Here is a 16,350-nt window from a genome sequence, read left to right on the forward strand (position 1 = left end):
AATGTTGTAATCAAAAACAGACAGAATTTTTCTGTCTGTTTTTTTCAGCCCGAAAAGGAGGTTGTTCACATGGCTGAAGCCAAAAGAAAGCCAATAAAAAGAAAAACGCAAGCACGCAAAAAAACTAAAAGATCACGTAAGAACACACCACTTACATATGAGTTAACAGGGATTGTGATGATTGCACTGGCACTGATTGCTGCTTTTCAGCTTGGGGCAGCCGGCCGTATACTAACTCTGGTTTTTACTTATTTAATTGGTAACTTTCAGCTTCTGTTTCCGATTATGATCATTTTACTTTCTGTCTACGCTATTCTTTACAGAGGTCTACCATCACTTAAAGGCTCCAGGATGATTGGAACGCTGTTGGTATTAATCAGTTTGTTTCTTTTAAGTCATGTATTATTATTTGATCAGCTTGTGCGCGATCAACTGATTACGAGCAGCAGTGTACTGGTTCAGACACATACGATTCTTACAGATGAGTTTACAGAAAACGCCGGGGCGGGCATGATAGGTGCACTTATTTATGCCATATTTGACTTGCTGTTTGGTTCAACCGGTTCAAAGGTTGCTTCAGCCACACTGATGATTATTGGTCTCATTATGTTGTCAGGTAAATCAATTGGGGAAACCGGGAGAAGTATAATAGGTTGGTTTAGCGAAAAACTGAAGGAGTTAATTTCCCTGTTTACTGATTGGTTAACTGAAAAGCGCCAGACTAAAAAAGCGAAAAGAAAGCAGACTCAGATTACTAGACGATCTGCATCAAAACAAAAAGCTGCACCAGAAGAAATACCAGAAGCGCCTGATGAAGAACCGGAGGGCTTTGAGCCGCTGATCTCCAGTTTCGCTGAAAAAACAGTCCCTGTGCATGAAGATCATTCAGCAGAAATATCAGCTGACGAAAAAACGAAGACGGAAGAAGCTATTCAGGATCCTGCACTTGAAGAGTTTACATCATCTCCAGGCGTAGAAGAAGTCGAAAATAAAGAATATAAAGTACCATCGCTTGAACTGCTGGCAGTACCTCCGCAAGCAGATCAGAGTAGTGAATATAAGGCGATTCAAAAGAATGCATCCAAGCTTGAGAAAACTTTTCAAAGCTTCGGGGTCAGAGCTAAAGTTACTCAGGTTCACCTGGGACCGGCTGTCACAAAATACGAAGTACATCCGGATGTTGGCGTGAAAGTCAGTAAAATTGTGAATCTGAATGATGACCTCGCTTTGGCACTTGCAGCAAAGGATATCCGAATAGAAGCGCCAATTCCGGGTAAATCTGCAATCGGGATTGAAGTACCGAATACAGAGGTTGCAATGGTCTCACTCAGAGAAGTGCTTGAATCAAATAAAAACAAGCGTGATGAAGCGAAGCTGCTGATTGGACTTGGAAGAGATATTACCGGTGAAGCTGTAGCAGCTGAGCTGAATAAAATGCCGCACATGCTTGTAGCGGGTGCAACAGGTAGCGGTAAATCCGTTTGTATTAATGGCATTATCGTTTCTATTCTGATGCGTGCTAAACCGCATGAAGTAAAATTGATGATGATCGACCCTAAAATGGTTGAACTAAACGTTTATAATGGGATCCCTCATTTGCTGGCGCCGGTAGTTACAGACGCTAGAAAAGCATCCCAGGCACTTAAAAAAGTAGTCAGTGAAATGGAAAGAAGATATGATCTTTTTTCACACACGGGTACTAGAAATATAGAAGGCTACAATGAATATGTGAGAAAGCATAATGAGAATAATGAAGAAAAGCAGCCTCAGCTTCCATTTATCGTTGTTATTGTAGATGAGCTTGCGGATCTGATGATGGTTGCATCCAATGACGTAGAGGATTCTATCACAAGACTTGCCCAGATGGCACGAGCAGCAGGCATCCATTTAATTATTGCAACGCAGAGACCGTCTGTTGATGTCATTACAGGCGTCATTAAAGCGAATATTCCTTCAAGAATTGCATTTGCTGTTTCTTCCCAGATTGATTCGAGAACAATACTTGATACCGGTGGTGCTGAAAAGCTGCTCGGCAGGGGGGACATGCTGTTTATGCCGGTCGGTGCAAATAAGCCTGTTCGTGTGCAGGGGGCATTCCTGAGTGATGAGGAAGTTGAGAAAGTAGTAAATGCAGTCATTGAGCAGCAAAAAGCACAATATCAGGAAGAAATGATTCCTGATGAAGTGGATGAATCAAAGCCTGAAGAGTCTGATGATGAATTATACGGAGATGCGGTAGATCTGGTGACTGATATGCAGACTGCTTCAGTTTCAATGCTTCAGAGAAGATTCAGAATTGGTTACACACGTGCAGCAAGATTAATTGATGCAATGGAAGAACAGGGAATTGTAGGTCCATATGAAGGCAGTAAGCCGAGGACAGTATTAAAAGGTAAAATCGAAGATGAATAGATTAAATAGCGGGACATTGGTGTCCCGCTATTTTTTGAAAGAAAGCTATCTTAATAATTAATGTTGTTACCGCAAAGCTGGTGATTGGAGAGAAAGGAGGCGTCTCCTGCGAAAAAACGATCGATAGTGGCAGTGCATTCCTGACCCGGAGGTTGCAGTTTTTGCCTGTCCCGAGCGTTCGTCCCCGGGAAGCGTCCTGCTGAGCAGAAATCAACAGCCCTCTTTCATAAAAACCTAGCAGCTAAATTTACTGAATAATCAATTTAACGATTGATATGAAAAAAAATCAGACCTTTGATGTCAGACCTATATACAAAGAATAGATGAATAAGTTATACTATTGTTACCGCTTTCAAAAATACTATAACGTTATAAAGAAATATTTATTTTCCTTTAATTTACAATTTTAAGGGTTTCATTTCACTTATCTTTATATTATTGTAACAAATGTAATTATTATGTAACTAAATAGAAAGAATTTTTGTGAAAACCACACAATTGTATTCCTTTTAGAAAAGAAAAGTGTTATAGTATTTTCGATTAGTAGGAATGAAATACATCAGATGTCTGATGTCAAAAGAGTTGGTGGTGTCTTTATATGACTATTAAATCAGATAATCGGCATCTGTATCTTCAGGTAATTGACCGACTGAAGAAAGATATCGACAAAGGCGTTTATAAAGAAAAGGAACGCCTGCCTTCAGAGTTTGAACTTTCAAGGCAGCTGGGTATCAGCAGGGCTACATTGAGAGAAGCGTTGAGAATTCTCGAAGAAGAAAACAGAATTGTCAGGCGACACGGTGTAGGAACGTTTGTTAATGCAAAACCATTATTTTCGTCAGGAATTGAACAGTTATACAGCGTAACTGATATGATTCGCATGGCAGGTATGGAGCCTGGGACAGTATTTTTAAGTTCCTCTGTTCATCAGCCGACTGATGAAGATATAAACCGATTTAACTGTACACCTGATGATGATATGACGATCATAGAGCGTGTCAGAACAGCAAACGGTGATCCGGTGGTCTATTGTGTTGATAAAATCCCGTCAGATTTGATGCCTACTTCATTTACACATCAGGACCGGTCGATTTTCTCACTGCTGGAGGAAAATGGGGGTATGTACATATCTTATGCTGTGACCCACATTGAACCTGCCGGCTATCATGAGAAGGTATCTCCAATCCTCGGATGTGAACCTGAAACTGCTTTACTCGTTTTAAAGCAGCTTCATTATGATGATAAGGATCAGCCTATTTTGTATTCTCTGAATTATTTTAAAGCTGATCGATTCAGTTTTCATGTTGTACGTAAGCGTGTTTAATGCATTTATGCATTCCTACTAATACACGAAAAAATTTAGGGGGTAACAAAATGAAAAAGCGTAAGTACGGAGTAGCACTTTCAATGATCCTTGCAGCAGGTACTGTCCTTGCAGCATGTGGAAGCGATGAAGCTGACACAGGTACTGATGAAGGTAATGGCGGCGGAGAAGGCACTGAAGAAACTAGTGACTTTAAAGTAGCAATGGTAACAGATACTGGTGGTGTTGATGATAAGTCATTTAACCAGTCAGCGTGGGAAGGTCTTCAGCAGTTCGGTGCTGATAACGGTCTTGAAGAAGGTACAGACGGTTTCACTTACTTCCAGTCAAATAATGATGCAGATTATGTGACAAACATGAACACTGCAGTACGTAATGATTTCAACCTTGTTTTCGGTGTTGGTTTCCTTTTAAATCAGGCACTAACTGAGGTTGCAAGCCAAAACACTGATACAAACTTTGCTCTAATTGATGATGTATCTGAAGGCGAAAATGTAGCTTCAATTACTTTTAAAGAGCATGAAGGTTCATTCCTTGTTGGTGTGGCAGCAGGTCTTGCTACTGAATCTGATCAGATCGGTTTCGTTGGCGGAGTTGAATCTGACCTGATTAACAAATTCGCAGCAGGTTTCCAGGCTGGTGTTGAAGCAGTTAACCCTGATGCAGATGTTCAAATTGAATTCGCTGGTGACTTCAATGATGCAGCGCGCGGTCAGCAGATTGCAGCATCAATGTACGGATCAGGCGTTGACGTTATTTATCACGCAGCAGGCGGAACAGGTAATGGTGTATTCACAGAAGCTAAAAACCTTAAGCAGCAGGACCCTGATCGTCAGGTTTGGGTAATCGGAGTTGACCGTGACCAGTGGGAAGAAGGTCAGGTTGGAGAAGACAATGTAACACTTACTTCAATGGTTAAGCGTGTTGATGTTGCTGTTCAGGATATTTCAACTCGTGCTATGGAAGGCGACTTCCCAGGCGGAGAAGTAATTGAATACGGTATCCAGGAAGAAGGTATTGCAATCGCTGAGAGCCAGGACAACCTTTCACAGGAAATCCTTGATGAGATTGCTAACTACCAGCAGCAAATCGTTGATGGAGAAATCGAAGTACCATCTACACTTGAGTAATAACAAATGCATAGGGAATGGAGGGGCTGCTACAGTCCTGAAATTCCCTTTTTTTTTGCAAGAATGTTAACTGAATAAGGGAAAAATTCTTCCTTCTTCATTTAGCATTTTTCTGAAAAGGTCTGGTAAAAGAAGTCAGACCTCATTCAACCTACCACCGTACGATAAATAAAGGAGTGATAACGGATGGATTATGTAATAGAAATGCTCGACATCCGAAAAGAGTTTCCGGGAATTGTAGCGAATGACAATATTACACTTCAATTAAAGAAGGGTGAAATTCATGCGCTGCTCGGGGAAAACGGAGCAGGAAAATCTACATTAATGAATGTTCTTTTCGGACTGTATCAGCCTGAAAAGGGAGAAATAAAAGTACGTGGGGAAAAAGTAAATATAACGAGTCCAAACGTTGCAAATGAACTGGGAATTGGAATGGTACACCAGCACTTTATGCTTGTGGACACTTTCACTGTGACAGAAAACATTGTTTTAGGCCTTGAACCTAAAAAAGGTTTGAATATTGATATGAAAAAGGCTGAGCGTGAAGTTCAGGAGATTTCCGACCGCTATGGCTTGAAGGTTGATCCTAAAGCAAAAATTGCTGATATCTCAGTCGGGATGCAGCAACGCGTTGAAATTCTGAAAACCCTATACCGTGGTGCTGAAATACTGATATTTGATGAGCCAACCGCAGTACTGACGCCTCAGGAAATTAAAGAATTAATACAGATTTTCAGAACATTGATTGCAGAAGGCAAATCAATCATCCTGATTACTCATAAGCTGAAGGAAATTATTGAGGTGTGTGATCGCGTAACCGTTATCCGTAAAGGAGTAGGGATTGATACGCTCGATGTTGAAGGTGCTACACCAACACAGCTTGCCAGTCTGATGGTAGGACGCGAAGTTACTTTTAAAACAGATAAAACAGAAGCAAATCCTAAGCATAATGTACTTGAAATTTCAAAACTGAATGTGAAGGATTCACGCGGAGTAAATGCAGTAAAAGACCTTGATCTGAATGTCAGAGCAGGAGAAATTGTTGGAATTGCCGGCGTTGATGGTAATGGACAATCTGAACTCATCGAAGCAATTACGGGGCTCAGAAAGATTACTTCAGGGAAAATTAAGCTGAATGATAAAGACCTGTCTTCTTATAAAACAAGAAAAATCACGGAAGCAGGTGTTGGACATATTCCGCAGGACAGACATAAACACGGTCTCGTGCTTGACTTCCCGATCGGGGACAATATGGTGCTGCAGACTTACTACCACAAACCATATTCAAAATACAGTCTCCTAAATAATAAAGAGATTAATAAACAGGCTAAAAAACTGATTCAGGAGTTTGATGTGCGTACGCCGTCAGAAACAACGCCTGCACGTGCGCTTTCTGGAGGTAACCAGCAAAAAGCAATTATCGGGCGTGAAGTTGACCGCGATCCTGATCTTCTCATTGCTGCACAGCCTACGCGGGGACTTGATGTAGGGGCAATTGAATTTATTCATAAGCGTTTGATTGAACAGCGTGATAACGGCAAGGCAGTTCTGCTTATTTCATTTGAACTCGAAGAAATTATTAATGTCAGTGACCGGATTGCAGTGATTTATGATGGGAACATCATAGAAATCGTTGATCCTAAAACAACTACAGAGCAGGAGCTGGGATTACTCATGGCAGGCTCTAAGAAAAAGGCAGGTGAAACAGAGAATGTTTAATCAATTCAGCAGATGGCAGAAGATCCTGATTCCTGTTATCTCAGTCATTCTCGGTTTACTGGTTGGAGCCATTGTTATGCTGGTTTCAGGCTATAATCCGATTGAGGGATATTCCGCATTAATAGCGGGCTCACTGGGTGAAGGATTTTACATCGGTGAAACAATCAGACAGATTACACCATATATTTTTGCAGGACTAGCAGTAGCTTTTGCTTTCCGTACAGGGTTATTCAATATCGGTGTTGAAGGTCAGCTCTTAGTCGGTTGGGTAGCATCAGTTTGGGTAGGTCTTGCATTTGACCTCCCGAAGATCATCCACCTGCCAATGGCGATTTTAGCCGGGGCTGTAGCGGGGGCGCTTTGGGCGTTTGTGCCAGGGCTTTTAAAGGCAAAGCTTCGTGTACATGAAGTAATTGTTACCATTATGATGAACTATATTGCGCTTCATTTATGTAACTATCTTATCCGGTATGTGATTTCTGATCAGCAGAATACAACGGACCGCGTACCAGAGTCAGCGTCATTAAAATCACCATTCTTTGAAACACTGACTGAATTTTCAACGATGCACTATGGTATTTTCCTGGCACTAGCAGCAGCAATTATCTACTTTGTCGTGCTTGAGAAAACCACTACTGGTTTTGAGCTTCGTTCAGTAGGGTTTAACCAGCATGCTTCTGAGTATGCCGGAATGAACGTTAATCGTAATATCATTTTATCAATGGTGATCTCAGGAGCTTTTGCCGGGCTTGGCGGAGCGATGGAGGGACTTGGAACATTTGGATATGGATTTATCCATGGCGCTTTCTCAGGCGTAGGATTTGACGGGATCGCAGTTGCCCTTTTAGGTGGTAACGTTGCGATTGGTGTTATTTTAGCAGCAGCTCTATTTGGAATTCTGAAGCAGGGTGCATTAATTATGCCGCTTCAGTCAGGCGTTCCAACCGAGTTAGTTGAAATTGTTATTGCCATTATTATTTTCTTTGTTGCATCCAGCTACATTATCGCGTACCTGCTGCAGCGTCTCAAAAAGGGGGCAAAATAAATGGATGTTTTATCAGCATTTGAAATTTTAGTTAAATCCATGCTATTTGCATCAGCCCCGCTAATTTTCACAGCAATAGGCGGTGTCTTCTCCGAGCGGTCTGGTGTTGTTAATATTGGTCTGGAAGGTTTAATGGTAATCGGTGCATTTGCAGCAGTTGTGTTCAATATTACATTTGCTTCAGCACTTGGAGGCTGGACACCATGGATGGCTCTTGTTGTGGCAATGGTGATCGGTGGACTCTTTTCACTGCTTCACGCGGTTGCATCAATCTCATTCCGTGCAGATCAGGTTGTCAGTGGTGTTGCCATCAACTTCCTTGCTCTCGGTCTTGGTGTGTATCTAATCAAAGACTGGTACGGAGCTGGACAAACACCAAAAATTCCTGAGCCTTTATACTATGAAAGAATTCCATTATTGTTTGATATTCCAGTCATTGGCCCAATTTTCTTTAATAACTATGTGACCTCTTACCTTGCAATCATTTTTGCAATCGGTGCATGGTTTGTGTTATTCAAAACACCGTTTGGTCTGCGCCTGCGTTCAGTAGGTGAACATCCGATGGCTGCTGATACAATGGGGATCAATGTTTACAGAATGCGTTACATCGCCGTTTTCCTTTCCGGGATATTCGGAGGTCTTGGTGGTGGTGTGTACGCACAGACAATTACTCAGGATTTCAGCGCAGGTACTATTACAGGGCAGGGCTTTATCGCACTTGCTGCTGTTATCTTCGGTAAGTGGCATCCGCTTGGTGCGATGGGGGCAGCGATGTTCTTCGGTCTTGCACAATCACTTGCAATTATCGGTTCAAGCTTCCCGCTGCTTGCAGACGTGCCGAACTGGATTTTACTATCAGCACCATACATTCTGACGATTCTTGCTCTAGCAGGATTTATCGGACGTGCTGATGCACCAAAATCGATTGGTAAACCTTATATTAAGGGAAGCCGCTAACATGTTTAAACCGTCTGATTCTCAGTCAGGCGGTTTTTTTATAGCTGCAAATGCTTGTTGTACAAGTATCAAGAAATGTATAGTGAAGTATGAGAATATAAATACTATAAAGCAATTACGAATCCGGGAGGAACCTGTATGCATTTAGATGAACATAAAATTCAACAGAACGGCCTGAACATAAGAGTGATTAAAACAGAAAAATTCAAAACAAATCAGTTTGTATTTAAATTTAAGTCTCTTTTATCCAAAGATAATGTAACAGCAAGAGCTCTATTACCTTATGTCCTCCAAAGCAGTACAGCAAAGTGGCCGACGACTGCATTATTCAGAAGTCACCTTGATGACCTTTACGGTGCCAGTGCATCAGTCGATGTGAATAAAAAGGGTGAATACCACATTTTGACTTTTGCAGTTGACGTACCTAATGAAAAGTATCTTCAGGATAAAACACCACTTACAGAGAAAGCGATGGAAGTTTTATATGAAATGATTTTTAAACCGCTGCTTGAAAATGGCGCATTCAGTGAAAAGGTGACAGAGGCTGAAAAACGAACACTGAAGCAGAAGCTGAAGGCTGTGAAAGACGATAAAATGCGTTATGCATCCCAGAGGCTTGTAGAAGAAATGTGTGGTGATGAAGCATATGCGCTGCACCCGAATGGAATTGAATCTGAACTTGAGAGTGTAACACCACAAAATCTTTTAGAAACATATCAGCAAATGCTCCAAAAAGATGAAGTGGATTTATATGTTGTTGGAGATGTTGAGGTTGATCAGATTGAAACGCTTTGCAGAGAAAAGTTTGCATTGAATAAGCGAGAAAACGTTTATGCAGATCACCAGAAAGTTCACATTGATCAATCGAAAAAAGTTGTTGAAAAACAGCAGATCAAGCAAGGAAAATTAAATATCGGATACAGATCGCAGACTGTGTATGGCGATGCAGATTACCTTCCGATGGCAGTAATGAATGGAATTCTGGGCGGTTTCCCGCATTCGAAATTATTCATTAATGTCCGTGAAAAAGAAAGCCTGGCATACTATGCAGCAAGCCGACTTGAAAGTCATAAAGGGCTGATTGTCATCATGTCAGGTGTCGATCCGGGTAAAATTGATAAAGCTGAAGAAATTATCGAACAGCAGCTTGAAGCAATTAAAAAAGGTGATATTTCTGAGCAGGAACTCAGTCAGACAAAAGCTGTTATGACAAACCAGATGCTAGAAACGCTTGATTCTCCGAGAGGGATTGTGGAAGTGTTGTATCAGGGGGAGACAGCAGGCATTCCTGTTCATATTAATGAGTGGTTCAAAGGAATAGAAGGAGTTACAAAAGAGCATGTGGTCAATGCGGCTAATAAACTCGTGAAAGATACGACATATGTATTAACTGCTAAGGAGGTGGCTGAAAGTGCGTAAAAAGGAATTTTCTCAGCTTAATGAAGAATTATATTTGGAAACAATGGATAACGGCTTACAAGTATGTATTTTACCTAAAAAGGATTTTAATAAAACTTTTGCTACTTTCACAACAAAATACGGCTCTATAGATAATCAATTTATTCCGCTTGGTGAAGAAAGCTTTGTCCGTGTTCCGGACGGAGTTGCACATTTTCTAGAGCATAAAATGTTTGAAAAGGAAGAAGGAGACGTATTCCAGAAATTCAGTATGAATGGAGCTTCTGCTAATGCATTTACCTCTTTCACCCGGACAGCTTATTTATTCTCAAGTACTTCTCACTTTGAGAAAAATCTTGATGTCCTGATTGACTTTGTTCAGTCTCCTTATTTTACTGAGGAAACCGTTGAAAAGGAAAAAGGCATTATTGGTCAGGAAATTACGATGTACGATGACAACGCAGATTGGCGTCTTTATTTTGGTGCAATTGAAAACATGTTCAAGCACCATCCGGTAAAGGTCGATATTGCAGGGACAATAGATTCTATTTCTTCAATTACAAAAGACCACCTTTATCAGTGTTATCATACTTTCTATCATCCATCTAATATGATGTTATTTATTGTCGGCTCAGTAGACCCGGAAGAAGTAATGAACTTCATCAGGGAGAATCAGGAGAAAAAGCATTTTGATTCTAAAGAGGCGATTGACCGTAAGTTCGAAGAAGAGCCTGACGAGGTCAATAGAGCCCACCACGAGCTTCATATGGACGTTCAGGTGGCAAAGTGTATGGTAGGGATAAAATCCAATGAGAAAGAAATCAGCGGAATGCAGCTGATGAAAAAAGAGCTGTCGATCAATACAGCGCTTGATGTATTGTTCGGAAAAACATCTGATCATTATACTGCTCTTTACGAAGAAGGGCTGATTGATGACCATTTTTCCTATGATTTTACGCAGGAAAGTAACTTTGGCTTTGCCTTAGTCGGCAGTAACTCTGCAAACCCTGAGAAACTGTCAGAGCGGATCAAAAACATTCTGCTCGAAGAAGTACATTCTCCTTCTATCACAGAAGAGCAGCTGCAATCAGTGAAGAAGAAAAATATCGGTGGATTCTTAAGGTCATTAAATTCACCGGAATTTATTGCGAATCAGTTCACAAGATATGCTTTTAATGATATGGACCTTTTTGAAGCAGTACCGGTTCTTGAAACATTAACGTTAGAAGATGTGCATGAAGCATTCTCTGATCTTGTAAAAGAAGACAGGATCACCAGCTTTTATATCCTGCCGAAAGTAAATGGGTAAAATTGCTTTAGTGCTTGGCAGCAGTGGCGGTATCGGTTTAGAGATTTGTAAAAAACTCTTACAGACAAATCATACTGTTCTTGCTCAATATAATTCCAATGAGAATGCGATCAATGACTTATCACAGTTTGCCCGTCAGGAGGATCAACTGATCCCGCTTAAACTGGATCTGACTGATGGGCCAGCTGTTGATCAGGTCACAACAAACCTTTTGCAGCCGGACATAATTATTCATGCCGGCGGTCAACATTTCGAAGGGTTATTTGAAGATACCCCTGATCATGTGATTGAAAGTATGTGGAATGTCCACTTGTATCAGCCTGCGAGAATGATCCGGAGGCTGATCCCGGGGATGCGCCATAAAGATGGTTCCTCCATAGTGTTTGTCAGTTCTGTATGGGGAGAAACCGGTGCTGCATATGAAGTGATGTATTCTGCTGTAAAAGGTGCTCAAATCTCTTTTGTTAAAGCGCTTGGCAAAGAGCTTGCACCAAATGGCATACGTGTAAATGCGGTAGCGCCCGGTGCAGTCACTACAACGATGACGGCACATTATGATGATGAAGTTAAGCGGCATCTAGAAGAAGAGATCCCGGCCGGCCGGTTCGCGCGTCCCGATGAAATAGCGGATGCAGTCATGTTCCTGACCGGAAAACAATCCACTTACATCAATGGCCACGTACTGTCAGTTAATGGTGGATGGTATAGCTGAATCGCATAATTTCATCTCCCGTGACCATACTATTGATGAGACCTACACGGTTCATGAATAAAGGAGGAGAATAATATGTCGATTCTGGATAACTGGCAACAGTGGAAAGATTTTCTCGGAGATAAAGTCATTGCAGCCCAGAAGCAGGGAATGGATAAAGAAAAAATGTCAGAAGTAGCTTTTCAGATTGGAGACTACCTGGCGAAGAACGTTGACCCTAAAAACGAACAGGAACGGGTCTTAGCAGACTTGTGGAGAGCCGCAGATGAGAATGAACAGCATGTACTTGCTAACCTTATGATCCGTCTGTCAGGCGGTTCTGTCAGTCATTAATGTCGAAGTTGCCTTCTCAATCAGATGAGGAGGCAATTTTCTACTTATTTCGATGCAATTTCTGTTTTTCCTTTTCTAATCCATTCAAATGATTTATTATTAACCTTATAGATAGGAAAGTTTTTATATTAAGGAGCTGACACCATGGAGAAGAAGGAATGGTATCTCGAATATGAAATTCAAAAAAACCGTCCCGGTCTGCTTGGTGACATTTCATCTTTGCTTGGTATGCTTTCAATTAATATTGTAACGATAAATGGTGTTGACGAAGGTCGGAGAGGCATGCTTTTGCTTGCCAGAAGTGATGAGCAGATTGTCAGACTTGAACTGATTTTGCGTACTATGGATACCATTCAGATGACAAAGCTGAGAGAACCTAAGCTTCGCGACAGGATGGCGGTCCGCCATGGCCGGTATATTCAAAGAGATGCAGACGATAAAAAAACATTCAGATTTATAAGAGACGAGCTTGGTCTTCTTGTTGATTTTATGGCGGAGCTGTATAAACAGGATGGTCATAAGCTGATTGGCATACGTGGATTACCGCGTGTCGGGAAAACAGAATCAATCGTGGCAGCGAGCGTCTGTGCGAATAAAAAATGGCTGTTTATGTCTTCAACGTTATTAAAACAGACAGTCCGTGATAAATTAATTCCGGATGAATATAATGAAAACAATTTATTTATTATAGATGGCGTCGTTTCAACACAGCGTGCCTCAGATAAGCATTGGCAGCTTGTACGGGAAATTATGAGAATGCCATCCATCAAAGTCATTGAGCATCCGGACATTTTTGTAGAAAATTCCGAATACTCGATTGATGATTTTGATTATATTATTGAGCTTCGACACGACCCGGATGAAGAAATTACATATGAATTAATGCATAAAAACGCAATGTTCAGTGGATCGGATTTTGGGGAATTTGACTTTTAAGTATTGGCAGGTGTAAACATTGACAGAACTAGGCAGCCGCCTGAAAGAAGCCAGAGAAGCCAAGGGCTACTCACTTGAAGAGCTTCAGGGATTAACTAAAATTCAAAAAAGGTATCTCCAGGGAATTGAAGAGGGAGATTATTCAATGATGCCCGGTGCATTTTATATTCGGGCATTTATTAAGCAATATGCTGAAGCGGTGGATTTGAATGTAGAGGAATTGTTTGAAACTTATTCTTCAGATATTCCTAAAAACCAGGATGATCATATTCCATCACAGCTTTCGAGAGTAAAAACGAGGGGAAGTAAGAATACATCTACAGCATTCAGGTTTATTCCAACAGCAGTTATGGCTGTATTCGTAGTCGGAATCGTTGCGCTGGCGTATATTCTGGTTCAGTCATTTATGTCAGCTGACAGTGATGAACCACAGGGGGATGAAGAGGTTCAGCAGGAGGAATCTGTGTCGCTTGATCAATCAGATGATACTGAACAAGCGGCTGAAGAGGAAGAGGTTGAGGATTCTGCTGAAGAACCTGCCGAAGAGGAGCCTGCAGATAATGAAGAGGAGCAGTCAGAGCCTCAGGAAGATGAATTAGCGATTGAAAATACAGGAACTGAAGGCGATACAACGAACTATCAGATTACGTCGTCTGAAGAGCTCACTGTAACGATCAATTCTGAATCTACCTGGGTTGGCATTACAGATCAGTCAGGTAATCAGCTCATTGATCAGATGCTGTCAGGCAGTGAGGAACTCACATTTGACGCATCAGAGCTTGAATGGTTCCGGATCCGTGTTGGAAGTGCGCCTGGTACAACTGTTTCTATAAATGGTGAGCAGGTGGATTTTGGTGCTTCAGATATCATTACTCAAAATATGATTTTTGAAGTGCGAAACCCATCATAAATTTTAAAAATAGTCATCATGCGTGATGACTATTTTTTTGATTAGGGTTTACATAGATGTGTGGTAAGGCTATTAATTAATAATGGTGAAAAATATTAGATTTAAAGGAGCAATTATATGAATGTACCTAATAAGATTACGATTTCGAGAATTTTTCTGATCCCTTTATTTATGCTAATCATGCTTGTTGATTTCGGATGGGGTGAGATGACACTTTTAGGAGCTGAGATGCCGGTCGCTCATTTTGTTGCCGCACTGATCTTTATCTTTGCCGCAACAACTGACTGGGTTGATGGGTATTATGCGAGAAAATATAACCAGGTAACAAACCTTGGGAAGTTTCTTGATCCACTGGCAGATAAACTGCTCGTATCAGCTGCACTGATAATTTTAGTAGAGCTGCAAATGGCACCGTCATGGATTGTGATTATCATCATTTCAAGAGAGTTCGCAATTACCGGGCTCAGACTGGTCCTCGCCGGGTCTGGTGAAGTGCATGCTGCCGCTATGCTTGGGAAAATTAAAATGTGGATGCAGATTGTAGCCATTTCAGCACTGCTGCTTCATAATATATTCTTTGCTATGTTTAACATTCCTTTTGACATCATAGCTCTATACATTGCAGCATTTTTTACTGTGTGGTCAGGTGTAGATTACTTTATCAAAAACTGGGGTGCTTTCAAAGATTCCAAATAAGGAGATGTTCGTATGAATGCAGAAATTATTGCGGTAGGATCGGAATTACTGCTTGGTCAGATTGCAAATACCAACGCTCAGTTTATTTCAGCGAGACTTGCTGAATCGGGAATCAATGTATATCATCACAGCGTAGTGGGAGATAATGAAGATCGGCTTTTACAAACACTCTCAAATGCTGATAAGAGATCAGATTTGATTATAGTTACAGGTGGTCTCGGACCTACTAAAGACGATTTGACAAAAGAAGCTGCAGCCAGACATCTTGGCTGCAGTCTTTCGTATGATCAGGAATCCTTAAAGGCAATTGAACAGTATTTTATACAGACGGGAAGTATCATGACTGAGAATAATAAAAAACAGGCGCTTGTTCTGGAAGACAGTACTGTGTTTTTTAATTTTCATGGTATGGCTCCGGGTATGCTGAAATCACTTAACGGCAAGAGTTATCTTTTACTTCCTGGTCCTCCGCGGGAAATGAAACCAATGCTTGTTGATCAGGTCTTGCCTTACCTGAGGGATCAGAAAACTGAAAACAGCTCGCTACACTCCAGGGTTATGCGTTTCTTTGGTATTGGTGAGGCGGATCTGGAATCGCGGATTGAAGACATTCTCAGTGAACAGACTAATCCGACCATTGCACCGCTGGCTGAAGAGGGGGAAGTGACACTCAGAATTACCGCAAGAAGCAGTGATTTGAAGGAAGCTGAATCACTTGTGAATCAAATGGTGACGGTCATTGAAGACAGGGTGGGCGATTATTGCTATGGTTATGATCAAAACAACCTTCTTCAAAAAATGACGTTACTTCTTGATCAGAAGAATCTAACCATTGCCTCTGCTGAGAGTCTGACAGGCGGGCTTTTTTCTTCAGAAATTTCTTCAATCCCTGGAGCCAGCAGTTATCTTTCAGGCGGCATAACGGCATACTCCAATCATGTAAAACAGAGTGTTCTTGGAGTGCCCGGGGATCTGCTTGATCAGTATGGTGCAGTGAGCCGTGAATGTGCAGAAAGCATGGCGGATCAGGTCCGTAAGAAATTTGCGAGTGATATTGGAATCAGTTTTACCGGTGTTGCAGGGCCGGGTGATGATAACGGGATTCCCGAGGGAACAGTCTGGATAGGTGTATCTCTCAAAAACGGGATGATCTCCTCCTTTATATTAACACTTAAGGGTGATCGTAACTTTAAAAGAATCAGAACGGTTAAGCACGGAATATATGCGTTGATTCAGCTCCTTGAAAAGAATGCGGGGCCATTTATCAAGAAGGGATTATAAACTGCACTATTCTATAAACGTATTTTAAAAAGTCATTTCATCTTAAGAATTAGCGTTTTTTTAATTCTATATTGCTTAAAATGACCTTTTTAAAAAATACGAATAAATGTTCGGTTTTTGCTTGTTATCTGATCTGGAAAAGAGTATAGTAGAGTTAGGTTATGAGACGTCACTAAGACGTCTATATC

At 41.2% G+C, this 16,350-nt stretch carries 14 protein-coding genes; all 14 read left to right on the top strand.

Annotated elements, in window-relative coordinates; translation table 11 throughout:
• Positions 1 to 69 precede the first annotated feature (69 nt).
• The 14 genes from DH10bf12_RS12280 to DH10bf12_RS12345 all read left to right on the top strand — a co-directional run bounded on the left by DH10bf12_RS12280 (position 70) and on the right by DH10bf12_RS12345 (position 16,162).
• Positions 70 to 2,412, top strand: a complete 2,343-nt coding sequence (locus DH10bf12_RS12280; RefSeq protein ID WP_471735561.1) for an FtsK/SpoIIIE family DNA translocase — start codon at positions 70 to 72, stop codon at positions 2,410 to 2,412.
• 598 nt (positions 2,413 to 3,010) lie between these two features.
• Complete coding sequence (locus DH10bf12_RS12285) at positions 3,011 to 3,736, top strand: GntR family transcriptional regulator (protein ID WP_471735562.1); 726 nt, start codon at positions 3,011 to 3,013, stop codon at positions 3,734 to 3,736.
• 50 nt (positions 3,737 to 3,786) lie between these two features.
• Complete coding sequence (locus tag DH10bf12_RS12290) at positions 3,787 to 4,866, top strand: BMP family lipoprotein (protein WP_471735563.1); 1,080 nt, start codon at positions 3,787 to 3,789, stop codon at positions 4,864 to 4,866.
• 186 nt (positions 4,867 to 5,052) lie between these two features.
• Positions 5,053 to 6,585, top strand: a complete 1,533-nt coding sequence (locus DH10bf12_RS12295; protein WP_471735564.1) for an ABC transporter ATP-binding protein — start codon at positions 5,053 to 5,055, stop codon at positions 6,583 to 6,585.
• Complete coding sequence (locus DH10bf12_RS12300) at positions 6,578 to 7,630, top strand: ABC transporter permease (protein WP_471735565.1); 1,053 nt, start codon at positions 6,578 to 6,580, stop codon at positions 7,628 to 7,630. The genes DH10bf12_RS12295 and DH10bf12_RS12300 overlap by 8 nt, the downstream gene beginning before the upstream one ends.
• Positions 7,631 to 8,587, top strand: coding sequence for an ABC transporter permease (locus DH10bf12_RS12305; protein ID WP_471735566.1), 957 nt, complete (start codon positions 7,631 to 7,633; stop codon positions 8,585 to 8,587).
• Between the two features lie 138 nt (positions 8,588 to 8,725).
• The gene (gene yfmF / locus DH10bf12_RS12310; protein WP_471735567.1) at positions 8,726 to 10,006 is read left to right on the top strand and encodes an EF-P 5-aminopentanol modification-associated protein YfmF; all 1,281 of its coding nucleotides are present in this window, start codon (positions 8,726 to 8,728) and stop codon (positions 10,004 to 10,006) included.
• Complete coding sequence (yfmH, locus tag DH10bf12_RS12315; RefSeq protein WP_471735568.1) at positions 9,999 to 11,294, top strand: EF-P 5-aminopentanol modification-associated protein YfmH; 1,296 nt, start codon at positions 9,999 to 10,001, stop codon at positions 11,292 to 11,294. The genes yfmF and yfmH overlap by 8 nt, the downstream gene beginning before the upstream one ends.
• Positions 11,287 to 12,006 (top strand): elongation factor P 5-aminopentanone reductase, encoded by a 720-nt coding sequence (ymfI, locus tag DH10bf12_RS12320; protein ID WP_471735569.1) that lies wholly within the window; start codon positions 11,287 to 11,289, stop codon positions 12,004 to 12,006. Before yfmH ends, ymfI begins: the two co-directional genes overlap by 8 nt.
• Positions 12,007 to 12,081: 75 nt before the next feature.
• A complete protein-coding gene (locus DH10bf12_RS12325) occupies positions 12,082 to 12,339 on the top strand; it encodes a DUF3243 family protein (RefSeq protein WP_471735570.1) in 258 nt (85 codons plus the stop codon).
• 144 nt (positions 12,340 to 12,483) lie between these two features.
• The gene (locus DH10bf12_RS12330; RefSeq protein ID WP_404409281.1) at positions 12,484 to 13,275 is read left to right on the top strand and encodes a YmfK family protein; all 792 of its coding nucleotides are present in this window, start codon (positions 12,484 to 12,486) and stop codon (positions 13,273 to 13,275) included.
• Positions 13,276 to 13,294: 19 nt separating this feature from the next.
• Positions 13,295 to 14,185, top strand: a complete 891-nt coding sequence (locus DH10bf12_RS12335; protein ID WP_471735571.1) for a helix-turn-helix domain-containing protein — start codon at positions 13,295 to 13,297, stop codon at positions 14,183 to 14,185.
• Between the two features lie 117 nt (positions 14,186 to 14,302).
• Positions 14,303 to 14,881, top strand: a complete 579-nt coding sequence (gene pgsA, locus DH10bf12_RS12340; RefSeq protein WP_471735572.1) for a CDP-diacylglycerol--glycerol-3-phosphate 3-phosphatidyltransferase — start codon at positions 14,303 to 14,305, stop codon at positions 14,879 to 14,881.
• Between the two features lie 12 nt (positions 14,882 to 14,893).
• Positions 14,894 to 16,162, top strand: a complete 1,269-nt coding sequence (locus DH10bf12_RS12345; RefSeq protein WP_471735573.1) for a competence/damage-inducible protein A — start codon at positions 14,894 to 14,896, stop codon at positions 16,160 to 16,162.
• Positions 16,163 to 16,350: the final 188 nt, after the last annotated feature.

It is taken from the genome of Jeotgalibacillus sp. 10bf12, assembly GCF_055597105.1.